Genomic DNA, 24,190 nt, shown 5'->3' with positions numbered 1-24,190 from the left:
CTAGGCTGGAGCCCGTGACGGCGACGGCTCCCCTCCTCCCCGACAGGCGACCGTCGATCTACGACCGCTGGTCTGCCCGGGCGGCCGGGGATCCGCGCCTCGCGCGCCGGTGGGCGTGGCTCTCCCCGGCTCTGGTGACGCTGCTGGCCGGCATCCTGCGCCTGTGGAATCTCGGGCACCCGCACGCGTTCGTCTTCGACGAGACCTACTACGCAAAGGATGCCTGGACCCAGTGGGTGCTCGGCTACGCGGCCACATGGGGCGACGGTGCGAACGAGGAGTTCCTCGCGGGCAGCACCGACACGTTCACCACGACCGGCAGCTTCGTCGTCCATCCGCCGCTGGGCAAGTTCTTCATCGGGCTCGGCATGGCGCTGTTCGGCGCGGACTCGTCGTTCGGCTGGCGGATCGCCGGCGCCATCATCGGCACCGCGACCGTGCTGCTGCTGTACGTCATCGCCAAGGCGATGACCGGGTCGGTGCCTTTCGCCACCGTCGCCTCCTTGCTGATGGCGATCGACGGGCTCGCGATCGTGCTGAGTCGGGTCGCGCTGCTGGATGTCTTCCTCACCTTCTTCATCCTGCTGGCGTTCTGGTTCGTCCTGCTCGACCGGCGGACGCACCTCCCCCGGATCGCCGCCCTGATCGCCGAGCGGTGGGGCGATGGCGCGATTCCGGCGTGGGGACCCGTGCGCTGGAACCGCCCCTGGCTCATCGCGGCCGGCGCGGCGGCGGGCGCCGCGACGGCGGTGAAGTGGTCGGGCCTGTACGTGATCGCCGGCCTCGGCATTTACCTCGTGGTCACCGACGCCCTGGAACGCCGCCGTGCGGGTGTGCGGATCTGGCCCGCGGATGCCGCCTTCCGTCAGGGAGCCGCCACGTTCGTGCTGTTCGTCCCGGTCGCGCTCGTGGTCTACCTGAGCTCATGGATCGGATGGCTCACCACCGCCGGCGGCTATGACCGGCAGGCCGCCGATCTCGTGCCCGCCTCAGGATTCTGGTCGTGGGTGCCGACCGCGCTGCAGAGCCTGTGGCTGTACCACCGCGCGATCTACGACTTCCACGTCGGGCTCGCCTCCGAGCACGGGTACGCGAGCCCCGCATGGCAGTGGCCGCTGCTGCTGCGCCCGACGTCGATGTACTACAACGCCACACCGCAGGGACAGGCGGACTGCGTGGCGGCGAACGGCTGCGTCGAGAACATCTACAGCATGCCGAACCCGCTCATCTGGTACGCCGCCGTGGCCGCGGTGCTGTATCTGGTGTACCGGTTCGTCCGCACTCGCGACTGGCGGTTCGCTCTCATCCTCACCGGGGTCGGCGTCACGTACATGCCGTGGCTGCTCTACCCCGAGCGCACGATGTTCCAGTTCTATACGATCGCGATCCTGCCGTTCATGCTGCTGGCGCTCACCTTCGCGCTGCGCGACATCGCCGGCGCGTCGCGCAGCGACCGCCACCGGCGCACCACCGGGCAGCGGGTCGTGATGGTCTTCCTGCTGGTCGCGGTCGGTCTGTCGGCGTTCTGGTACCCGATCCTCACCGGCACCGAGGTGCCGTACGTCTTCTGGCAGGCGCACAACTGGATGCAGACCTGGATCTGATCGTCAGGCGACGAGCGCGTCCGGGTCGGTGACCGGCAGCCGGCAGGCGAAATCGCGGCAGTCGTAAGCGGTCGGAAGCCCGTCTTTCGCCGTCTTCTCGGCGAACAGCTCGAAGCCCGCACGCGACCACTGCGCCGCCTGCGCGGGGGTCACGATCGCGAGCACGTCCGTCGGCACGGTGCGCGCAGCCGCGACGAGGGAGCCGTCTCGGTCCTCGGCGACGACCACGAGCTGACGGGGCGGAACGGCCAGGTGAGCGGCCACACGCAGCAGCGCGCCGTAGGCGAACGGCTGCGCGAGCGCCGCGGCCGCGTGCGCGGCGACGATCCGCTCCGCGGTCGATCGCAGGCCGGGTCCTGCGCCGAGCTGCCAGAGCGAGACGGCGGCATCGGCGAGGGAGGCGAACCCGGACGGCTCGTCGCCGTCGGAGGCGGCATCCGGCGTCTCGATCCCCTGGCCGGCCAGGACGGGGTCACCGCCGCCCGGAACCCGGATCGCGCCGGCCTCGTCGACACAGGCCCGCACGAGGTCGCGGGCCCGCTCGGCGTATGCCACCTCGCCTGTCGCGGCCGCCAGCCCCACCAGCCCGGATGCCAGCTGGCCGTAATCGGCGAGCGTCGCGGACGCGGTCGAGGCGATCTCATCGAGCGACGCACGGGCGAGCAGACCGCCAGGGCGGAGGTTGATGCCGATCACGGTGTCGGCCGCCCAACGGGCGGCCTCCACCCATGCGGGCTCATCCAGGCGCTGGCCGGCGTGGGCGAGCGCCCCGATCGCGATTCCGTTCCACCCGGTGACGACCTTTTCGTCGACCGCGGGCGGGTCGAGGGTGCCGCGTGCTGCGGCATCCATTGCGTAATAGCCGCCTTCGCTGCGGGCGCCGTCGATCCACGACTCGGAGTCCTGTGCCGCGCCGAATCCACCGGAAGGCTGCTGCAGGACCTCGATGAGGAACCGCGCGATGCCGCGTGCGGTCTGCTCGTCGCCGGCCTCGAGCGCGACCTCGAGCAGCTGCGCGTTGTCGATCAGCATCCGCTCGTAGTGAGGCACAGTCCAGTCGCGGCGCGTGGCGTAGCGGAAGAAGCCGCCCTCGACCGGGTCGCGCAGCGGCGAGCCGGCCATCGCGGCGAGCGCGCGTTCGGCGACGCGGGACGCCGCCGGGTTCGCTTCCCGTACCGCCGGAGCCTGCAGCAGCCGCAGCGCGGTCGCGACCGGAAACTTCGGCTCGGCGGGATCGCCCCCGCCGAATCCGCCGAACTCGCGGTCCTCGCGCGCTTGGACCAGCCCTGCGGCTTCGGCGAGGTCGTCGATGGACGGCAGTCGCCCGGCGCCGGATGCCGCCGCCCGCGCCTCGGCGAGCACTTCGGCGACGGCTGCCGCGGTGCCGTCGACCTGCTCGCGGCGCTCGGTCCACGCTGCCCGGACGGCGGCGAGAACCTGGGTGAACGACGGGATGCCGGAGCGGGGTTCCGGCGGGAAGTACGTGCCGGCGTGGAACGGCCGCCCCGCGGGCGTGGTGAAGACGGTCAGCGGCCAGCCGAGGTGCGGGGTGAAGGCCGCCGCCGCGGCGAGGTAGGCGGCATCCACCTCGGGGTGCTCTTCGCGGTCGACCTTGATCGCGACGAAGTCGCGGTTGATCAGGGCCGCGGTCTCGGCGTCGGAGAACGACTCGCGCGCCATGACGTGGCACCAGTGGCACGTCGAGTAGCCGATCGAGACGAGCACCGGAACGTCGCGCCGGCGCGCCTCGGCGAACGCGGCGTCACCCCACGGGTACCAGGCGACGGGATTTCCCGCGTGCGCCCGCAGGTACGGACTGGCGGAGGTCTCGAGCCGGGGATTCACGGCTCCAGGCTACGTCGAACTGCGCCATGGGGATCGTCATACCGTTGCGCGCTCTCGGCTTGAGCCACGACCACGGGGTGCCCGCCGCTCGGTACGATCGAAGGCTATGCCCGCGCCCGAACCCGTCATCTCGTATCCGCCGGAGCTGCCCGTCAGCGCCGCGCGGAACGAGATCGCGCGCGCGATCCGCGATCATCAGGTCGTGATCGTCGCCGGCGCGACCGGCTCGGGCAAGACGACGCAGCTGCCGAAGATCTGTCTCGAGCTCGGCCGCACCCGCATCGCGCACACCCAGCCCCGCCGCATCGCTGCGCGCACGATCGCCGAACGCATCGCCGAAGAGCTCGAAGTGCCGCTCGGCACCACGGTCGGATACAAAGTGCGCTTCACCGACAAAGTGCAGGAAGACACGCGCATCGCGCTCATGACCGACGGCATCCTGCTCAACGAGATCCACCGCGACCGGCTGCTGCGCCGGTACGACACGATCATCGTCGACGAGGCGCACGAGCGCTCGCTCAACGTCGACTTCCTCATCGGCTACCTCACCCAGGTGCTGCCCCAGCGTCCCGACCTGCGCGTCGTCATCACCAGCGCGACGATCGATCCGCAGAGCTTCGCGAAGCACTTCGCGGATGCCGAGGGCACCCCCGCGCCGATCATCGAGGTCTCGGGGCGCACGTATCCCGTCGAGATCCGCTACCGCGGCCCCGAGGATGCCGCAGCCGACGAGGTCGACGGCATCACCGCCGCCCTGCGCGAGCTCGATCACGAGGCTCCTGGAGATGTGCTCGTCTTCCTGCCGGGTGAGGCGGAGATCCGGGATACGACAGATGCCGTTCGCGGCATGTACGCGAAGGATGCGGCTCCGACCGAGGTGCTCCCCCTGTACGGCCGCCTCAGCGCGTCCGAGCAGCACCGGGTCTTCGAACGCTCCAGCATGCCCGGCGTCCGTCGCCGCGTGATCCTGGCGACCAACGTCGCGGAGACGAGCCTGACCGTCCCCGGCATCCGTTACGTGATCGACACCGGCACGGCGCGCATCTCGCGCTACAGCGCCCGCACGAAGATCCAGCAGCTGCCGATCGAGGCGATCTCGCAGGCCTCGGCGCAGCAGCGCGCGGGGCGCGCGGGACGCACCGCGCCGGGCATCGCGATCCGCCTCTACGCCGAGGGGGACTTCGACAAGCGCCCCGAGTTCACCGAGCCCGAGATCCTGCGCACGAGCCTCGCCTCGGTCATCCTGCAGATGCTCTCGCTCGGGTTCGGCGACATCACCTCCTTCCCGTTCCTGACACCGCCCGACTCGCGGGGTGTGAAGGCGGCGTTCGACCTCCTGCTCGAGCTCGGCGCGGTGCGCCCGCCCTCCCGCAGCGAGGGCGGCGGAACCGCACGGCTGACCGACCTCGGCCGCGAGATCTCGCGCCTGCCGATCGACCCGCGCTTCGCGCGCATGCTCATCGAGGCCAGGCGCGTCGGCGTGCAGCGCGACGTGCTCGCGATCGTCGCCGGCCTGTCGATCCAGGACGTGCGCGAACGGCCCGAAGAACGCCGGGAGGAGGCCGACCGGCTTCACGCGCGGTTCGTGGATCCGACGAGCGACTTCGTGACGCTGCTGAACCTCTGGAATCATCTGCAGGAGCAGCAGGCGGCCCTCGGCTCGAGCGCCTTCCGGCGCCTGTGCCGCTCCGAGCACCTGAACTATGTGCGGGTGCGCGAATGGGTCGACGTGCATCGCCAGCTGCGGACGCTCGTCGGCGCTCCACGCAACGACAAGCACGCGGACGACGCGACCGCCGACCCCGACCAGCTGCACAAGGCGATCCTGTCCGGCCTGCTCTCGCACATCGGCATCCTGGACGAGCGCACCACGCCCAAGGAGACCGGGCGCACCCCGCCGAAGGCGCCAGAGCGCGGCAACGCCAAGCGTCAGCCGGCCGGCGAATACATCGGCGCACGCGGCGCGCGGTTCGCGATCTTTCCGGGGTCCGGCCTGCGCAAGAAGCGGCCATCCGCGGTGATGGCGGCCGAGCTCGTCGAGACCTCGCGCCTGTTCGCCCGCACGGTCGCCGCCGTCGACCCGGCGTGGGCGGAGGCGCTCGCGGGCGACCTCGCCAAGCGCCGGCTCAGCGAGCCGCACTGGTCGAAAGCCGCGGGGGCGGCATCCGTCTACGAGAAGGTGACGCTGTTCGGGGTCGAGATCATCCCCCGGCGCCGAGCGCAGCTGGCGCGCTTCGACCGGCCGCTCGCGCGCGAGCTGTTCCTGCGGCACGCGCTGGTCGAAGGCGAGTGGGATCCGTTCGGGGGCCGCGCGAGCGAGCCAGGGGTGCGGGGCGGAGCCCCGTTGGGCACAGAAAAGCGACTGACGGCCTTCGAGCGACGCAATCTCGAGCTGCGCCGACGCCTCGAGAAGATCGAGGAACGCGAGCGCCGCCGCGACATCCTGGTCGGCGACGAGGCCGTGTACGCCTTCTACGACGCGCGCATCCCCCGCGATGTGTACGACGTGCGCTCGTTCGAGGCGTGGTGGCGGGACGCCGTGAACCGCACTCCGCGCCTGCTCGAGATGACCGAGGCCGACCTGCTCGACGATGCCGCCCGCGCCGACGAGCGCGCCTTCCCCGCGCGCTGGCGGCAAGGCGACCAGGTGCTGACTCTGACATACCGGTTCGAACCCGGTGCCGAGGATGACGGAGTGACCGTCGTCGTGCCCCTTCCGCTGCTCGCGCAGATCAGGCCCGACGGGTTCGACTGGCAGGTGCCGGGCATGCGCGACGAGATGATCACCGCGCTGCTGCGGGCACTGCCCAAAGCGATCCGCCGGCACGTCGTGCCCGCCGCGGACTGGGCGTCGCGCTTCGCGGAGGACCTCGCGGGCATGGGTCCGGAAGCGCACCACGGGATGCCCCACACCTCGCTCCGCGGTGCGCTGGCCACCCGCATCCAGCGGGTCGCGAACCAGCCGGTCACCGCCGCGGACTTCGAGCTCGACCGCGTGCCCGCGCACCTGCAGATCTCGTTCCGGGTCGTGGACGAGCGCGGCCGCCCGCTCGCATCCGGCCGGGAGCTCGCCCCGTTGCAGAAGCGGTTCGCCGACCGGGCGCGCACATCGGTCGAGAAGTCCCTGGCCCGGTCCTCGAGCGGGCGCCCCGCGCCGAGCCGCCCGGCACCGGACGGGCCGGACGCACCGGGTCCGCGGGCCGCCGCGGCACCCGGCGCGGGCATCACCCCGCGTACCGGCCTCACCGACTGGGACTTCGGCGACCTGCCCGAGGTGGTGGACACGAAAGTCGCGGGCGGCGTCGTGCGGGGCTACCCCGCCCTCGTCGACGAAGGATCCACCGTGGCGCTGCGGGTCGAGGCCACGCCTGAAGCCGCAGAGCGGGCGACCCGCGCCGGTGTGCGCCGGCTGCTTCTGCTGGCAGTGGCCTCGCCCGCGCCGTACGTACTGGAGCACCTGACCTCGGCCGAGAAGCTGGCGCTGGCGGCATCCCCCTATCCGTCGGCGAAGGCTCTGGTCGAAGACGCGCGCGTCGCGGTGGCGGATGCCGTCCTGGCCCGCATCGCCGAGGATTCGCTCGTGCGCACCCGCGCCGACTTCGAACGTGTGCGCGCCGCGCTCTCGGCGGCCGTGGTCGAGGAGACGTTCCAGACCGTATCGCTTTCGGCTCGCATCCTCACCGCGGCACGCGAGGCAGATCGCGCGCTTCGCGCGCAGAACTCGCTCACCCTGCTCGGCGCGCTGAACGACGTGAAAGGGCAAGTCGCCGGGCTCGTCTTCCCCGGCTTCGTGTCGAAGATCGGCCTCGCCCGGCTCGCGCACGTGCCCCGGTACCTGCGCGGTGCGAAGGAGCGGGTCGAGGGGCTCGTCGACAATCCCGGCCGGGACCGGCAGCGCATGACCGAGTTCGAGCGTGCGGCTGCGGCCTTCGCCGAGGCGGGCGGGGCGATCCCTCCCGCCGAGGACGCACCACCGGCCCTCGTACGCACCCGCTGGCTGCTCGAGGAGTACCGCGTGAGCCTGTTCGCGCAGCACCTCGGCACGGCCGAGGCGGTCTCGCTGCAGCGGATTCAGAAGTCCCTGCGCGAATAGTGCCCGGGAATCACGAATAGTCCCCGGGAATAGTGCCCGCCAGCCGAAAGGTTGGCCCTTGTCATGGCTCACGCGATCACCTACACCGAGTTCGGCGGACCCGAGGTCCTCACCCTCATCGAGATCCCGACTCCGTCGCCCGGGCCGGGCGAGATCGCGGTGCGCGTCGAAGCAGCCGGAGTCAACCCGATCGACGGCAAGCTGCGCTCCGGGCAGCGTGCGTCCGCGCCGATCACAGAGCCCCGCCGGGTCGGCGGGGACGGCGCCGGCATCGTCACCGCGACCGGCGACGAGGTCGACGGCTTCCGGGTCGGCGACGCGGTGGTCGTGTTCAGCGCGCCGGGGACATACGCGACAGACATCGTGGTGAGCGCCGAGAACGCTCAGCCGCGCCCGCCGCAGGTCAGCGCCGCCGAGGGCGCCGGGCTCGGCATCCCGGTCGGCACCGCCTACCAGTCGCTGCGCTCGCTCGCCGTCGGACCGACCGACACGCTGCTCGTTCACGCCGGCTCCGGGGCTGTCGGCCAGGCGGCGATCCAGTTCGCGGTGCTGTGGGGCGCGACGGTCATCGCGACGGCATCCGAGCGCCGTTTCGATCGCATCCGCGAGCTCGGCGCCACCCCGGTCGCCTACGGAGTGGGCCTGGCCGATCGCGTCCGCGCCGTGGCGCCGCAGGGCATCACGGTCGCCCTCGACGCCGCCGGAACAGACGAGGCCATAGGCGCGTCTGTCGAACTCGTCCCCGATCGCGAGCGCATCGCCACGATCGTGCGGGGTCGGGATGCCGCGTCCTTCGGCATCCGCGCCTTCCAGGGAGGCGCGCCTGAGCCCCTGTCCGATCGTGCGCTCGGATGGCGGCGCGAAGCGCTCCCGGTGAGCCTGGCCCTGATGGCCGCCGGCCGGTTCTCGGTCGAGCTCGGCCCATCTTTCGCGCTCGCCGATGCCGCAGCCGCGCACCGGGCGGTCGAGAGCGGAACCGACGGCAAGGTCACGCTGGTCCCGTAGCATCCACGGCCACGCGTGCAACAGTTCGACACACGATCGAACAAGACACCGCGCGCTCCTCGACAATGGAGGCATGTCCGAGGCATCCCGATCCTTCGCGACGGCGCAGGTTCAGGCGGGTTACGTCCCCGGCACTGCCGAGAACACCGTCATCCCGCCCATCCACCAGTCGAACGCGTTCGAGTTCGACTCGCTCAGCGAGGCACGCGATCTGTTCGCACTGCGGCGCGAGGGCAACATCTACAGCCGGACCGCCAACCCGACCGTGCTCGTGTTCGAGCAGCGGGTGGCCGAGCTCGAGAACGGCATCTCGGCCGCGGCGGTCGCGTCCGGCCAGGCCGCGGTGGCGCTGGCGCTGCTGGCGCTGGCGAAGCAGGGCGAGCACATCGTCGCGGCGAGGCAGCTGTACGGCGGCTCGATAGACCTGCTTCAGGACACGTTCGCCGACTGGGGCATCGAGGTCACGTTCGTCGATCAGGACGATCGGCAGGGGTGGACATCGGCGGTGCGGCCGACCACGCGCGCCCTGTTCGCCGAATCGATCACCAATCCGAATGCCCAGGTCCTCGACGTCCGGGCCGTGGCTGACGTCGCACGTGCGGCGCGCGTTCCCCTCGTGATCGATCACACGATCGCCACACCATACCTGCAGCACGTCAAGGACTTCGGCGCGGACATCGTGGTGCATTCGGCGACCAAATACCTCGGCGGCCACGGCACCTCCCTGGGCGGCGTGATCGTCGACCTCGGTACCTTCGACTTCGCGGCGGAGCCGGACCGTTGGCCGCAGCTGACCGAGACCTATCGGCGCGTCCCCGGCGGCAGCCTGCTCGAGCGCTTCGGTGCGACCGGATCGCCCTTCATCGCACTGGTCAAGACCAAGTACGTCCACGACCTCGGCCCCTCACTGTCCGCCTTCAACGCGTTCCAGCTCCTGCAGGGCCTGGAGACACTCGACCTGCGCATGGCGCGACACAGCACCAGCGGGCAGCTGGTGGCGCAGTTCCTCGAGGAGCACCCGGCCGTCTCCCGCGTGAATCACCCGGGCCTGGCCTCGAGCCCGTGGCACGACCTCGCCCGCGAATACCTGCCGCGCGGCGCAGCGTCGGTCTTCTCGTTCGAGGTGCACGCCACCGGCGATGCGGACACCGACTTCGCCCGCATCGAGGAGCTCATCGCGCGTCTGAAGGTGATCCGCCTGGTGGCGAACATCGGCGATGCCCGCAGTCTCGTCGCGCATCCTGCGTCGATGACGCACAGCCACTTGACGACCGCTCAGCGGGCCGAGGCGGGCATCACGCCGACCACGATCCGCCTGTCCATCGGTCTGGAGGATCCGGCGGACCTCATCGCCGATCTCGGACATGCCCTGGCGCCGCTTGCCGACCGAGTCCGGCCGGGGATCGTTACGCTCGAGGGATGACTGGATCGCGCTGGGGAATCCTTGCCACGGGCGGCATCGCCCACTCTTTCGCGAGCGACCTGCGAACGGCGGGCCTGAATCTGACCGCCGTGGGCTCGCGTTCCGCCGAATCGGCCGACCGGTTCGCGGCCGAGTTCGGGGTCCGCCGGGCGCACGCCTCATACGAAGCGCTCGTCTCAGACCCCGAGGTCGACATCGTCTACGTGTCGACGCCGCATCCGATGCACGCCGAGAACGCGATTCTCGCACTCGAGCACGGCAAGCACGTGCTCGTCGAGAAGCCGTTCACGCTGAACGGCGCCGAAGCCGCGGCGGTGCGCGAGGTCGCCGCCCGCACCGGGCTGCTCGCCATGGAGGCGATGTGGACCCGCTACCTGCCGCACATGATCCGCATACGCGAGCTCGTCGACTCCGGCGCGCTGGGCGAGATCCGCGCACTGCTCCTGGATCACACGCAGAAGATCTCGACCGACCCGCAGCACCGGCTGAACAACATCGACCTGGGCGGCGGCGCACTTCTTGACCTCGGCATCTACCCGATCTCGTTCGCGTGGGACATCCTCGGCGCACCCACCACGGTCACCGCGACCGCCACGATCGGCGCCACCGGAGTGGACGACGAGGTGGCGACGATCTTCACACACGAGAACGGCGCGCTCTCCACCTCGCTGTCGGCATCCCACGCCGCCGGCCCCAACACGGCGCACATCATCGGCACCGAGGCGCGCATCGACATCGACCGGGTCTGGTATACGCCCACGTCGTTGCGCCTGGTCGCGCCGGACGGCACGGTGCTCGAGTCGTACCAGTCGCACGTCAAGGGCCGCGGCATGCAGTTCCAGGCGCTCGCGGCCGAGCGATACATCGCCTCGGGCGACAACGACAGCGACATCCTGCCGATCGATGAGACCGTCGCGATCATGGGCACCCTCGACGAGGTCCGCCGCCAGATCGGGCTCCGCTATCCCAGCGAGGTCTGACACCCCGGCCTGCCGCGAGCGCCTGTCACACTGGACACATGCCCGACTCGCAGAACTCCCGCGTCGCCGTCTACCTCGACTTCGACAACATCGTCATCTCCTGGTACGACCGCGTGCACGGACGCAACTCGTACGGGCGCGACCGGCAGCGGATCATCGAGACGCCGGAAGACCCCGAGATCGCCGAGCGCCTCACTGCCGCGACGATCGATGTCGGCGCGATCATCGACTACGCCGCGTCCTTCGGCACCCTCGTGCTCACCCGCGCCTACGCGGACTGGTCCTCGCCGGTCAACGCCGTCTACCGCACCCAGCTCGTCGCCCGCGCGGTCGACCTCGTGCAGCTGTTCCCGGCCGCCGCGTACGCCAAGAACGGCGCCGACATCCGGCTCGCCGTCGACGCGGTCGAGGACATGTTCCGCCTCCCCGATCTCACCCACGTGGTCATCGTGGCCGGCGACTCGGACTACGTCCCGCTCGCGCAGCGCTGCCGCCGCCTCGGCCGGTACGTCGTCGGCGTCGGCGTCGCCGGCTCGACGGCCAAGTCGCTCGCCGCCGCGTGCGACGAGTTCGAAGCATACGACTCTCTGCCCGGCGTCCCCCGCCCTGCACGGGTCGCGACGAAGGCGCCGTCGCGAACCTCGTCCCGCGGCAAGAACGCCGCCGCGGCAGACCCGGCCGCCGCCGAGCTCGCCGATCCGGACTCGGCCGACGATGCTGCGCCGACCGCAGCCGGCACCCGCATCCGCGGCGGACGCGGGCGGAAGACGCCGGCGAAGGATGCCGCCCCGGCGGAGACGGCGGAGGCCGGCGCCCCGGCGGAGGCCGCCGCCCCGTCCCCGGACGCCGTCGAAGCACCCGCCGTGGCAGCGCCCGCTGAGGTCGAGGCGTCGCTGATCGAGGCCCTCGGACCGGCTGGGCCGCCCAAGCGCACCAACCGCCGCGCCTCCTCGACCACGGTCGCCTCCACCGCCGGCCCGGATGCGACCGCGCCGATCGATGAGGCCCCGGAAGACCCGCAGGAGACGGCCACGCGACTGCTGGAGCGCGCGCTGCGCCTGGGCCACGACAAGGACGACGACGCCGAGTGGCTGCACAGCTCGGCGGTCAAGACGCACATGCGGCGCATGGACCCGTCCTTCAGCGAGAAGGCGCTCGGCTACCGCTCCTTCTCGGACTTCGTCAAGGCCCGCGAGTCGATCGCGGAACTCGAGGAGACCGGTCACGGGCGACTCGTGCGCCTGCGCGAGTAGCTTCGTCACGGATCGGCGTCCCCTCGCTGTCAGGTACAGTGTCGATCGTGGTAGGTCGCATCGCCCCACCCGGCTCGCAGTCATCGCTCCGTGAAGCGAACCGAGCCCGTCTCGTGGAGTCGCTCAAACGGCATGGGCGGCTCACTCAGGTCGAGCTGGCGGGGAGCACAGGGCTCTCACCGGCGACCGTGTCGAACATCGTCAAGGAACTGACCGCGTCGGGGCTGCTGCACACCTCGATCACCTCGCGCAGCGGCAGGCGCGCGACACTCGTCTCGCTCGCGCGGCAGCTCGGGCTCGTGGCGGGCGTGCACTTCAGCTCACGGCAGCTGCACATCGCGATCGCCGACGCCACGCGCACAGTCGTCACCCAGACTTCACTCCCCCTCGCGCTCGATCACCGGCACGACGCCGAGCTCGACCGGCTCAGCATCCTGCTCGGAGACATGATGGAGACGCTGGGGGGCACGGTCAGCGACCTGCTCGCCGTCGGGCTCGCCCTGCCCGCCCCGATCGACCCGCGCACCGGCATGGTCTCGACCGCCGGTCTGCTGCGGGGCTGGGAGGGCGTGGACGTCGCCGAGAGCCTCACGGCCCGTATCGGGCGCCCGGTCTTCGTCGACAGCGAGGCGAACCTCGCAGGTCTCGCCGAAGCGCGCGAGGGCAGCGGGCGCAACGCCTCGTCGTCGGTGTTCATCCGCGTCGGACACACGATCAGCGCCGGGCTCATCGTCGACGGCGATCTGTTCCGCGGCGTGAACGGCAAGGCCGGCCAGATCGGCCACGTCACGATCGACGAGAACGGACCGATGTGCCGGTGCAGCAACCGCGGCTGCCTCGAGACCTACGCCGGCGGGCCCGCGCTGCTGTCGCTGTTCCCGCCCAGCGAGGGGATGCAGCGACTGAGCGACCTCATTCAGGCTTCGGATGCCGGTGACGGAAGCTCCCGGCGCGTGATCGCCGACGCCGGGCGGCACATCGGCATCGCGGCCGCGAGCCTGTGCAACCTCTTCGACCCAGAGCTGATCATCGTCGGCGGCGAGCTGGGTGAAGCGGGCGAGATCCTGATGGCGCCCATGCGGCACTCGCTCGAGCGGACGGCCCTCGCCTCGGCGAGCGGTCTTCCCGAGATCGTGGGCGCGTCGTTCGGGGGTTGGGCCGAGACCCGGGGAGCGATCACGATCGCCCTCGATCACGTGACGGTGGACGCCGAAGCGATGCCCTTCTCGGCATAGGCTCTCGTATGCCCAGACCCGAGAGAGGGGTTCCGCGAGAATCCCGCATGCGCGCGACCGCGCTGCTGGCGGTCGCCACTGCGGTGTGCGGCATCCTGGCCGGATGCGCTGGCGCGAGCGGCGGCACCGGAGCGGATGACGACGACACGATCGCGCTCCTGCTGCCGGACGCCAAAACGGCCCGCTACGAGACCTTCGACCGGCCGCTGTTCGAAGCGCGGGTGGCTGAACTCGGGCCGTACCGGGTGCTCTACTCGAACGCGGACGGTGACGCCACCAAGCAGCAGCAGCAGGCCGAATCGGCACTGGCCGCCGGGGCGGACGTGCTGGTCCTAGACGCCTTCGACACGCAGGCGGCGGTGAGCATCGTACTGTCGGCCAACGCGCAGGGCGTGCCGGTGATCTCCTACGACCGCCTGATCGCCGGCGGCGACCTGGCGTACTACATCTCCTTCGACAACGAGCTGGTGGGCGATCTGCAGGCGACCGAGTTCGTCCGGGCGCTCGAGGCGGAAGGTGCCGGATCATCCGGCGTGCTCCTGGTCAACGGGTCGCCGACCGACAGCAACTCCGCCCAGTTCAAAGAGGGCGCACGTCGGGTCATCGACGCGAGCGGTCTCCAGGTGCTCGCCGAGTACGACACGCCGGGCTGGAGCCCGGAGAAGGCCCAGGAATGGGTCGCCGGGCAGATCGCGCAGTACGGCGATCAGATCGCCGGGGTGTATGCGGCGAACGACGGCGTGGCCGGCGGCGCGATCTCGGCGCTCAAGGCGGGCAACGTGTCACCGTTCCCGGTGGTGACCGGACAGGACGCAGAGCTCGCCGCGATCCAGCGCATCCTCACCGGCGACCAGCAGATGACCGTCTACAAGGCGATCCGGCCGCAGGCCGAGCGCGCCGCCGACGTGGCCGTCGCGCTGATCACGGGCGAGAAGATCCTCTCCCCGCTCGAGATCCAGGGAACCCCGGCCACCCTCCTGGAGCCCGTGGCCGTGACGATCGACAACATCATGGAGACCGTGGTCGCCGATGGGTTCTGGACCGTTCAGGACATCTGCACGCCGGCACTGGTCGCCGCGTGCGATGCAGCCGGCATCCGATGACCGCCGCCGCGGGAGCCAACGGTGAGAACATGACCTCTATGTCGATGACACAGCCGCGACCGGGGCGCTCACGAGACCCGGTGCTCACCGTGCACGCGATCGGCAAGCGCTTCGGTGCCGTCAGGGCGCTCACGGATGTGGACTTCTGGGTCAACGAGGGCGAGGTCGTCGCCCTGATCGGAGACAACGGCGCCGGCAAGTCGACCCTCGTGAAGCTGCTCTCGGGCGTCTACTCCCCCGATTCCGGTGTGATCGAATACGACGGCGAGCCCGTCGAGATCGGCAGTCCGGCCGATGCCCAGGAGCTGGGCATCGCCACGGTGTTCCAGGACCTTGCGCTGTGCGACAACCTCGACGTCGTCGCCAACCTGTGGCTCGGACGCGAGCTGCGCACGGGCCGCACGCTGGACGAGGTCGAAATGGAACAGCAGACCTGGACGCTGCTGCGCGAGCTGTCGGCCAAGATCCCGTCTGTGCGCATCCCGGTCGCGTCATTGTCGGGCGGCCAGCGCCAGACGGTGGCGATCGCCCGGTCGCTCATCGGCGATCCGCGCATCGTGATCCTCGACGAGCCCACCGCCGCCCTCGGCGTCGCGCAGACCGCGGAGGTGCTGGGGCTCATCGAGCGCCTGCGCGAACGCGGCCACGGGGTGGTTCTGGTCAGCCACAGCATGGCCGATGTGATGGCCGTCGCCGATCGGGCCGTCGTGCTGCGGCTCGGGCGGAACAACGGCGTCTACAACATCGCGGACGTGACCAGCGAGACGCTCATCGCCGCGATCACCGGAGCCGTCGACAACGCGGTGGCCAGACGCGCGTCGGATCGGCCGACGCCGGAGCCGTCCGACGCGAAGATCATCAGGATGCGCGATCTGAACTCCCGCCGCGGGCGCGACCTCCGCGGCGGGACGCCATGACGACCGGCAAGGAGCTGGCGCCGCCCCTGGCCCCGGAGAGCCAGGAGCGCCTCTTCAGCGCGGAGGGGATGCGCGCCGCCGCTGTGTCTCTGCTGGCCCGCATCCGCGGCGGCGACCTCGGCTCGCTGCCGGTGATCGTCGGCCTGGTGGTCATCTGGGCCGTGTTCCAGGCGCTGAACCCGGTGTTCCTCTCCAGCACCAACCTGGTGAACCTCACGATGCAGTCCGCCGCGATCGGCACGATCGCCCTCGGCATCGTCGTGGTGCTGCTCGTCGGAGAGATCGACCTCTCGGTCGGGTCGGTGTCGGGGCTCGCATCCGCGATCCTGGCGGTGACGTTCGTTCAGCTGCAGTGGAACATCGTACTGGCGCTCGTCGCCGCGATCGCGGCGGGAGCCCTGGTCGGGCTGCTCTACGGATTCCTCTACACGCGCTTCGGCCTGCCCAGCTTCGTGATCACCCTGGCGGGTCTGCTCGGCTTCCTGGGCCTGCAGCTGTGGATCCTGGGCGACACCGGATCGATCGGGCTGCCGTTCGACTCGTGGATCGTCGAGTTCGCCCAGCAGTGGTACCTGCCCGCCTGGGCCTCGTACATCGTCGCGGGGCTCACGGCGGCCGCGTACGCCTGGATCCTGCTGCGCCGCGCACGACAGCGCTCCGCCGCGAACCTGGTGAGTCAGAGCTACCTCGGGATCGGCATCCGCAGCGGCTTCCTCATGGCGTTCCTGATGGTCGCGGCCTGGTACCTGAACCTGTCGCGCGGCGTCGGCGTGATGTTCCTGTTCTTCCTCGCGCTGGTCGTGGTGGTGAACTTCGCCCTCACCAGGACCCGCTGGGGGCGCGCGGTGTACGCGGTGGGCGGCTCCGTCGATGCATCCCGCCGTGCAGGCATCCGGGTCGACCGCATCTACATCTCGGTGTTCATGCTGTGCTCCACGCTGGCCGCCGTCGGAGGCGTGCTGGCGGCGGCGCGACTCGCGTCGGCGAACCAGAGTTCAGGCACCGGTGACGTCAATCTCAACGCGATCGCCGCAGCGGTGATCGGCGGCGCGAGCCTGTTCGGCGGCCGCGGCACCGCGTTCGCGGCGCTGCTCGGGATCTTCGTGATCCAGTCGATCTCGTCGGGCCTGACGCTGCTCAACCTCGACTCGTCCGTGATCTTCATGATCACCGGCATCGTGCTCGTGCTGGCCGTCACCGTCGACTCCCTCTCACGACGCAAACGAGCTGCCGCCGGCCGAGCCTGAGCGGGTCATGCGTTCACGGCGCGAATACGAACGCGCCGTTGCCAAAGCGTTACGTTCATGTCTTGACGCCAAGCCTCGTTGTCGTCAGGATCGCTTCAAGCGACAACGCGCCCGGTCTCCGGGCGTGCGCACATTCAAAGACGAAAGGCGAATGATGAAGAAGTCTTCAATCCTCTCCGTGGCCGCCCTTACGGGTGCTGCCGCGCTGCTCCTGGCCGGGTGTTCCGGCTCGAGCGGCGGCACATCCAGCGAGAGCACCGGCGACGCAGCGGGTCGCGCGTGCGTCATCCTCCCCGACGCGGCGTCGTCGCCGCGCTGGGAGAACTTCGACCGCACGTACCTCCAGGAGGGTCTGGAGGGCGCCGGCTTCGAGGTCGACATCCAGAACGCACAGGGTGACGTGAACAAGTACTCGACCATCGCCGACCAGCAGCTCACTCAGGGCTGCGGCGTCATGCTGCTCGTCGATTACCAGGGCGCCGCAGAGGCGGTGGCCGCCAAGGCCACGGCCGAGGGCATCCCGGTCATCGCGTACGACCGCCCGTTCTCGGGTGCCGACTACTACGTGTCCTTCGACAACCTGGAGGTGGGTCGCCTGCAGGGCCAGACCGTCCTGAACGGCCTCGAGGCCAAGGGCGTCGACCCCGCTGCCGCGAAGGTCGTCTACATCGGCGGAGACCCGACTGACGGCAACGCCGCCATGTTCCACGACGGTGCTGTCGAGGTCATGGAAGCTGCCGGTGTCGTTCCGGCGGCCGAGCCCCCGGGAGCCTGGGACCAGGCCAAGTCGCAGACCAACTTCGAGCAGGCACTGACCGCGCTCGGTGGACAGGTCGACGGCGTCTGGGCCGCGAACGACACGAACGCCGCCGGCGTCATCAAGGTCCTCCAGGACAACAACCTCAAGGGTGTTGCCGTGTCGGGTCAGGACGCCAACGTCGCCGGTCTGCAGAACATCCTGCTCGGCTGGCAGACCGCAACGGTCTACAAGCCCGTCGCCGACGAGGCCAACGCCGCCGTCGAGGTCGCGATCGCCCTGCTGAGCGGCGAGGAGGTCAAGGCCGACGCGGAGCTGGACGACGGCACGCCGTACATCCAGGTCACACCGGTGCTGGTCGGACCGAACGAGGTCAACGACGTGGTCGCCGCCGGCGACGCCGCGTACGATGACGTCTGCACGCCCGATGTCATCGCCGCGTGTGAGCAGTTCGGCGTCGTAGCCCCGTAGCAGTCACCTCATCGAGGGCGCCGCGCCTGAGAATGGCGCGGCGCCCTCGACGTGTATCCACACCGAATCGCAAGGAAGCGAGCATGTCAGACACGATCAGTGCGAAAGAGCCGATCATCCAATTGATCGGCGTGAAGAAGTCGTTCGGCCCGGTGAGCGTCCTGAAGGGTGTCGACCTCGAGGTCTACCCCGGCAAGGTCACCGCACTGGTCGGAGACAACGGCGCGGGAAAGTCGACCCTCATCAAGGGTCTCGCCGGCGTTCAGCCCTACGATGAGGGCGAGGTGCTCATCGACGGCGTGCACCGCGACCTGCACGGGCCTCGGGATGCCGCGAACCTCGGCATCGAGGTCGTGTACCAGGACCTGGCGCTGTGCGACAACCTCGACATCGTCCAGAACATGTTCCTCGGTCGTGAGGAGCTCACCCTCGGGACGTTCGACGAGGGCCGCATGGAGAAGGATGCGTCCGACACGCTGCGCGGCCTGTCCGTGCGCACCGTGAAGTCGGTGCGCCAGAAGGTCTCGTCGCTCTCCGGCGGACAGCGCCAGACCGTCGCGATCGCCCGCGCCGTGCTGAAGAAGGCGCGCGTCGTGATCCTCGACGAGCCGACCGCCGCCCTCGGTGTCGCCCAGACCGAGCAGGTGCTCAACCTGGTCAAGCGGCTGTCCGAGCAGGGCGTCGCGGTCATCATCATCAGCCACAACCTCGCCGACGTCTTCGAGGTGGCCGACGACATCGCCGTGCTCTACCTCGGCCAGCTGGTCGCGCAGGTCAAGGTCGCCGACACCACGCGCGACGACGTCGTCGGCTACATCACCGGCACGAAGACGATGGGCGTGGAGCTCATCGGCACGACCACCATCGCCACCGGAGGCGCAGAGTGAGCGGCACGACAACCGATGCCGCGCCGAACGCGGTCGCCGGCGACCTGATCGGCAGCGGCGTCGAAGGCGGCCTCATGGACCAGGTCCAGGCCTGGTGGCAGCGCGTGCGAGGCGGCGACATGGGAGCACTCCCGGCCGTCGGCGGGCTGATCGTGCTGAGCGTGATGTTCAGCATCCTGAGCCCGTTCTTCCTCACCGAGCGCAACTTCGCGAACCTGCTGAATCAGGCAGCCCCGCTCGTCGTGCTCGGAATGGCCCTGGTCTTCGTCCTCCTGCTCGGCGAGATCGACCTCTCCGCCGGCGTCACGGGCGGTGTCGGCATGGCATTGTTCGTCGTGCTCAACGCGCAGTTCGGCGTTCCCTGGCCGCTCGCCCTGCTCCTCGGCTTCGGTTTCGGATTCCTCACCGGCGCGCTCATAGGCTTCTTCGTGGCGAGGGTCGGCATCCCGTCGTTCGTCGTCACGCTGGGTCTGTTCCTCGGCTACCAGGGGCTCGCGCTGGTCGTCATCGGCCCGGGTGGGCTGTTCCGCATCGAGGTTCCGGAACTGATCGCGCTGCAGAACGGCAACCTGCCGGTGTGGGGCGGCTGGGTCATGCTCTTGATCATCCTCGCCGTCTCGGCCGGCACCTCGTTCTACGACCGCGCGCGCCGCACGAAAGCCGGCGTGCCCAATCGTGCCATCTCGCTGGTCTGGATCAAGCTCGCGGTCATCGCCGTGCTCGGTGGCGCGTTCGTTTTCGTGCTCAACCAGAACCGCGGACAGTCGGTCAACGAGGTGGCGGGCGTGCCGATCATCGTTCCGGTCGTCTTGCTGATCCTCTGGATCGGCACGTTCGTGCTGGATCGCACGAAGTTCGGTCGATACGTCTACGCGATCGGCGGCAACGCCGAGGCCGCCCGCCGCTCCGGCGTGAAGGTGCGCTGGATCAAGTGGTGGGCGTTCGTGATCTGCTCCTCGCTCGCGGTGGCCGCGATGCTGTTCAGCGTTTCCCGCGTCGGCTCGGTGGATGCCACGGTCGGCCGCGACATCGTGCTGAGCGGTGTCGCGGCAGCAGTCGTCGGTGGCGTCAGCCTCTTCGGCGGACGCGGCCGGCTCATGCACGCGGCGATCGGCGCCCTGGTGATCGCCGTGATCACGAACGGCCTCGGCCTGCTCAACCTGCCGGCCGGCTTCAACCTGATGGTCACGGGCGGCGTGCTCATCCTCGCCGCAACCGTGGACGCGGTCTCGCGATTGAGGTCGGGCGGAGCGCGGGTCTAGGCGATCGGACGACGGAACACCGGGGCCGGATTCGGTCCCGGTGTTCTGCGCATCTCGTGGAGCGCATTCCCGGTAGCACTGCGAGACTGTCCAGGTGCCGCCTACCTCCTACACGCCGGATGCGCTCCGGCGCTGGCCGGATGTCGAGTCCCCCGGTCTGCTCGCCTCCGATGCGGCCGACCGACTGATCCTCGACGAGTCCGCCGACGCGCGGCGCACCGCCGCCGAAGGCACGATCGTGACGATCGGCGACGAGTATGGGGCGCTCACGCTGGGAGCGACGGATGCCGGTGGTTCCGGCATCCGGGTCCACCAGGACTCGCTCTCCGGCGAACGCGCCCTCGAAGCCAACGCGCGGACGGCCGGCCTCGAGCACGGATTCTGCTCGCTGCCGCTCGACGAGTCCCTCGTCACCGGTGCGCACGTCGTGCTGCTGCGCCTGCCCCGCGCGCTGGACGCCCTGGACGACATCGCGGGCCTGGTCGCCGCGCACGCCCACCCGGATGTGGTGGTGTTCGCGGGCGGTCGGATCAAGCACATGACGCCCGCGATGAACGAGGTGCTGCGACGGTCGTTCGGCACCGTCGACGTGTCGCATGCACGGCAGAAGTCCCGTGTGCTGATCGCGCGCGCGCCCCACGACGGACGAGACCCGCAAGCGCGCAGCGCGCGGCACGACGCTCCCGGACTGTCGGCGCCGCTCACGGTCTGCGCTTTCGGCGGAGCATTCGCCGGCACGGGCATCGACATCGGCACCAGGTTCCTGCTCGAGCAGCTCGCCGCCGCCGATGTCTCGGCGCTGGAGGGGGCGTCCGGCGACGTGATCGACCTCGCCTGCGGCACCGGCGTGGTCGCGACCTGGCTCGCGCTGCGCTCCCCCGCGATCTCCGTCATCGCGACCGACCGCTCCGCGGCCGCCGTGGCCTCGGCGCGGGCCACGGTCGCGGCCAACGGCGTCGCCGACCGCGTGCAGGTCGCTCGCACCCTCGGCCTCGAGTCCCGGCCCGACGCGAGTGCACGGCTGATCGCGCTCAACCCGCCGTTCCACGTCGGCACGGCCGTGCCGATGAGCGGAGTCGCCGATCCGCTCTTCGCCGAGGCGGGCCGGGTCCTCGCGCCGGGAGGCGAGCTCTGGGCGGTGTGGAACTCGTCACTGCAGTACCGCCCGGCTCTGGAGCGGCTGGTCGGCCCGACCCGCCAGGCGGCTCGCAACGCGAAATTCACGGTCACGGTCTCCACGCGTCGCTGAGCGCCGCGGCGACCCGCGCTCCGCCGATCGATGGGAGAATCGCCCAATGGCCTCCACCCCCGATCCGCGCGACGCGCGCTACGCGCGCCAGCGGATCCTGCCCGGTTTCGGAGACACCGCCCAGGAGCGGCTCGCGGCCGCGCACGTGGTCGTGATCGGCGCGGGCGGGCTCGGCAGCGCCGTGCTTCCGATCCTCGCCGCCGCAGGAGTCGGCACGATCACGGTCGTCGACGACGACCTGGTCGACGAGACGAACCTGCACCGCCAGATCCTGCACGGTACCGCCGACCTCGGCCGCCCGAAGGTCTCCTCCGCCGCCGAGGCCCTCCATCGCCAGTCGCCCCACACGACGGTCATCGCGCACCTCGGGCTGTTCACCTCGACGAGCGCGGCAGCGATCCTCGCGGGAGCCGACCTCCTGATCGACGGATCCGACAACAACGAGACGCGTTTCGCGGCGAACGATGCGGCCCTGACCGCCGGCATCCCGCTCGTGTGGGGATCCGCACTGCGCTGGTCGGGCCAGGTCGGCATCGCGTGGGACGGCACCGACTACCGCGACCTGTTTCCCGGCGGCCCCGACGCCGACGCCGACACGTGCGAGATCGCGGGCATCCTTCCGACCGTGTGCACGGTGATCGGGGGGCTCATGGCAACCGAGACGATCAAGCTGCTCACCGGCATCGGCGATCCGCTGCTCGGCCGCGTGGCGCTCTTCGACGCCCTCAGCGGGACCACTCGCGAGCTGCGCTACACCCGTGACCCGGCGAGGGATGCCGCGACCCGCGCCGTCGCGATGACCCCGGTGGCGGCATCCGCTGGTTCGATCAGCGCCCGGGAGCTCGCGGCACTGCTCAGCGAGCCGACCCCGCCGGTGCTGCTGGATGTCCGCGAGCCCGACGAGGTGGCCCTCGTCGGGCTACCCGGCGCGATCGTGATCCCCCTCGGCGAGCTCGACGCCCGCATCGGCGAACTCGACCCCGCCGCACCGACCGTCGTCTTCTGCCACCTCGGCGTCCGGTCGGCGAACGCCCTCGCGCACTTGCGGGCGGCCGGATTCGAGGATGCGCGCCACCTCGCCGGTGGCATCGATGCCTGGTCGCGCAACGTCGATCCCGCACTGCCCCGGTATTGAAAGTCCGATACCGAAGCCATGCATCGGATCCCCGTCGAGGACTACGCCGCCACCATCCGGGCGCTGCTGGCTCCGCTGCAGGGCCGTCCGGACGAGTTCGTCCCGATCGCGCTGGCCGCAGACCGGGTCACCTCTGCCGATGTGCGCAGCCCCATCGACCTGCCGACCTTCCGCAACTCGCAGATGGACGGGTTCGCCGTCCATGCCGACGACCTCGCGGTGATCCCCACGGTGCTGCCCGTGCTCGGTGAGATCGCCGCGGGAGCGACCGGCCCCGCCGCCCTGCCCGTGGGTTCGGCGATAGCGATCATGACCGGGGCCCCTTTGCCGGCGGGCGCGGACGTCGTGGTGCCGATCGAAGACACCCGCCTCGTCGAGGGCGGCATCGAGATCCTGCGCGGGCGGGATGCCGGAGAGTACGTGCGCGAGGCGGGCTCGGATATCGCCGCCGGGGCCGCCCTGCTGCCCGCAGGTCTGCGGCTCGCCTCCCGTCATCTCGCCGCTCTGGCAGCGGCCAACCTCATGCAGGTCAGCGTGCGTGCGCGTGTGCGGGTCGCGGTCGTGAGCACAGGAAACGAGCTGGTGCCCCCCGGAACCGCGCTGAGGCACGGGCGGCTCCCCGACGCGAACGGCATCGCCCTGGCGACCGCCGCCGCCGCGGCCGGTGCCGAGGTCGTCGACCTTCAGCTGGCCGGCGATGACCCCGTGCGGCTCGCTGCCGCCCTCGACCGGGCGATCGCGAGCGGCGCCGAGCTCATCGTGACCAGCGGCGGCATCTCGATGGGCGCGCACGAGCCGGTCCGCCAGCTGCTGGAGCCCCTCGGCGCGATCGTGGGCACGGTCGACATGCAGCCGGGCGGACCACAGGCATACGGCCGATACCGCTCGGTGCCGGTGGTCTGCTTCCCCGGCAACCCGGTGAGCAGCCAGCTGAGCTTCGCACTCTTCCTCGCCCCGTTGCTGCGCGAGGTCGCCGGGCTGCCGGCGATCGTCCGCACCCGCCTTCTGCTCGCCGCCCCGCTCGTCTCGACGGCCGGGCGCCGGCAGTTCCTTCGCGGACGGCGGACCGCGAGCGGCGGTGTCGAGACCGTCGCAGGTCCCGGCTCCCACCTGGTCGCCGCGCTCGCGGCCGCCGACCTGCTGATCGACGTGCCCGCCGACGTCACGGCGCTCCCGGCCGGGGCCGCGGTCGATACCGTTGACCTATGAGCTCGCTCACCCACCTGGACGATGCCGGCCGCGCACGCATGATCGACGTGGGCGGCAAGCCCGTCACGCACCGCGTCGCCCGCGCGGCCGGGCGGCTGAGCACCACCGCCGCCGTGATCTCGCTCGTCCGCGCTGACGGGCTGCCGAAGGCCGACGTGATGGCCACGGCACGCATCGCCGGCATCGCCGGGGCCAAGCGAACGAGCGAGCTGATCCCGCTCGCCCACATCCTGCCGCTCGATTCGGTCACGATCGACTTCGGCTTCGAGGGCGAATCGATCCTCATCGAGGCGACCGTCTCGGTCACCGCACGCACGGGCGTCGAGATGGAGGCGCTGACCGCCGTCGCGATCGCCGGGCTCACGCTGCACGACATGATCAAGGCCGTAGACCCGCGAGCGGTGCTCGGCGAGATCCGCCTGCTCGAGAAGTCCGGCGGCAAGCGCGGCGAATGGACGCGGGACGCGCCGGATGCTGCGGCGCAGCATCCCGAATCGCACGCCCACGCGCCGCAC

Annotated in this window: 18 protein-coding genes; 17 read left to right on the top strand and 1 reads right to left on the bottom strand. The window is 70.6% G+C overall.

What is annotated here, in order from left to right; genetic code table 11:
- Positions 1-5 precede the first annotated feature (5 nt).
- Positions 6-1,604 (top strand): phospholipid carrier-dependent glycosyltransferase, encoded by a 1,599-nt coding sequence (locus QZV84_RS03645; RefSeq protein ID WP_292825462.1) that lies wholly within the window; start codon positions 6-8, stop codon positions 1,602-1,604.
- Positions 1,605-1,607: 3 nt separating this feature from the next.
- On the opposite strand, the gene QZV84_RS03640 is transcribed toward QZV84_RS03645, so the two are convergent.
- Positions 1,608-3,449, bottom strand: a complete 1,842-nt coding sequence (locus QZV84_RS03640; RefSeq protein ID WP_292825447.1) for a DUF255 domain-containing protein — start codon at positions 3,447-3,449, stop codon at positions 1,608-1,610.
- A gap of 106 nt (positions 3,450-3,555) precedes the next feature.
- Here QZV84_RS03640 and hrpA point away from each other — a divergent pair, with 106 nt between their 5' ends.
- From hrpA to moaC, 16 genes are all read left to right on the top strand, one after another.
- Entirely contained in the window at positions 3,556-7,542 is a 3,987-nt protein-coding gene (hrpA, locus tag QZV84_RS03635; protein WP_292825444.1) for an ATP-dependent RNA helicase HrpA, read from the top strand.
- Between the two features lie 63 nt (positions 7,543-7,605).
- Entirely contained in the window at positions 7,606-8,547 is a 942-nt protein-coding gene (locus QZV84_RS03630; protein ID WP_292825441.1) for an NADP-dependent oxidoreductase, read from the top strand.
- Positions 8,548-8,620: 73 nt separating this feature from the next.
- Positions 8,621-9,970: a PLP-dependent transferase gene (locus QZV84_RS03625; RefSeq protein ID WP_292825438.1), complete on the top strand. Its 1,350-nt coding sequence runs from the start codon at positions 8,621-8,623 to the stop codon at positions 9,968-9,970.
- Entirely contained in the window at positions 9,967-10,950 is a 984-nt protein-coding gene (locus tag QZV84_RS03620; RefSeq protein ID WP_292825435.1) for a Gfo/Idh/MocA family oxidoreductase, read from the top strand. The genes QZV84_RS03625 and QZV84_RS03620 overlap by 4 nt, the downstream gene beginning before the upstream one ends.
- Positions 10,951-10,988: 38 nt before the next feature.
- Positions 10,989-12,203, top strand: coding sequence for an NYN domain-containing protein (locus tag QZV84_RS03615; RefSeq protein ID WP_292825432.1), 1,215 nt, complete (start codon positions 10,989-10,991; stop codon positions 12,201-12,203).
- Positions 12,204-12,250: 47 nt separating this feature from the next.
- Positions 12,251-13,438 carry an ROK family transcriptional regulator gene (locus tag QZV84_RS03610; protein ID WP_292825429.1) on the top strand — a complete coding sequence of 396 codons (1,188 nt, stop codon included), beginning with the start codon at positions 12,251-12,253 and terminating at the stop codon, positions 13,436-13,438.
- Between the two features lie 47 nt (positions 13,439-13,485).
- Positions 13,486-14,541 carry a substrate-binding domain-containing protein gene (locus tag QZV84_RS03605; protein ID WP_292825427.1) on the top strand — a complete coding sequence of 352 codons (1,056 nt, stop codon included), beginning with the start codon at positions 13,486-13,488 and terminating at the stop codon, positions 14,539-14,541.
- A gap of 38 nt (positions 14,542-14,579) precedes the next feature.
- Positions 14,580-15,458, top strand: a complete 879-nt coding sequence (locus QZV84_RS03600; RefSeq protein ID WP_292825459.1) for an ATP-binding cassette domain-containing protein — start codon at positions 14,580-14,582, stop codon at positions 15,456-15,458.
- Between the two features lie 68 nt (positions 15,459-15,526).
- Positions 15,527-16,705, top strand: a complete 1,179-nt coding sequence (locus QZV84_RS03595; RefSeq protein ID WP_292825456.1) for a sugar ABC transporter permease — start codon at positions 15,527-15,529, stop codon at positions 16,703-16,705.
- A 178-nt stretch (positions 16,706-16,883) separates the two neighbouring features.
- On the top strand, positions 16,884-17,933 hold the full coding sequence (locus QZV84_RS03590; protein WP_292825424.1) for a substrate-binding domain-containing protein: 1,050 nt from the start codon (positions 16,884-16,886) through the stop codon (positions 17,931-17,933).
- 83 nt (positions 17,934-18,016) lie between these two features.
- A complete protein-coding gene (locus tag QZV84_RS03585; RefSeq protein ID WP_292825421.1) occupies positions 18,017-18,820 on the top strand; it encodes an ATP-binding cassette domain-containing protein in 804 nt (267 codons plus the stop codon).
- On the top strand, positions 18,817-20,082 hold the full coding sequence (locus tag QZV84_RS03580; RefSeq protein ID WP_292825419.1) for an ABC transporter permease: 1,266 nt from the start codon (positions 18,817-18,819) through the stop codon (positions 20,080-20,082). Before QZV84_RS03585 ends, QZV84_RS03580 begins: the two co-directional genes overlap by 4 nt.
- A gap of 94 nt (positions 20,083-20,176) precedes the next feature.
- Positions 20,177-21,331, top strand: coding sequence for a methyltransferase (locus QZV84_RS03575; protein ID WP_292825416.1), 1,155 nt, complete (start codon positions 20,177-20,179; stop codon positions 21,329-21,331).
- 46 nt (positions 21,332-21,377) lie between these two features.
- Positions 21,378-22,466, top strand: a complete 1,089-nt coding sequence (locus QZV84_RS03570; RefSeq protein WP_292825413.1) for a ThiF family adenylyltransferase — start codon at positions 21,378-21,380, stop codon at positions 22,464-22,466.
- 18 nt (positions 22,467-22,484) lie between these two features.
- A complete protein-coding gene (gene glp, locus QZV84_RS03565; RefSeq protein ID WP_292825410.1) occupies positions 22,485-23,675 on the top strand; it encodes a gephyrin-like molybdotransferase Glp in 1,191 nt (396 codons plus the stop codon).
- Positions 23,672-24,190, top strand: a 519-nt coding sequence (moaC, locus tag QZV84_RS03560) for a cyclic pyranopterin monophosphate synthase MoaC (RefSeq protein ID WP_292825407.1), incomplete at its 3' end; no start/stop codon positions are given. The genes glp and moaC, both read left to right, overlap by 4 nt.

The organism is Microbacterium sp., from assembly GCF_011620715.1.
Lineage (GTDB): Bacteria > Actinomycetota > Actinomycetes > Actinomycetales > Microbacteriaceae > Microbacterium.
Note: the sequence above shows the minus strand (reverse complement) of the source record. Positions and strands in the feature narration are given on the sequence as shown.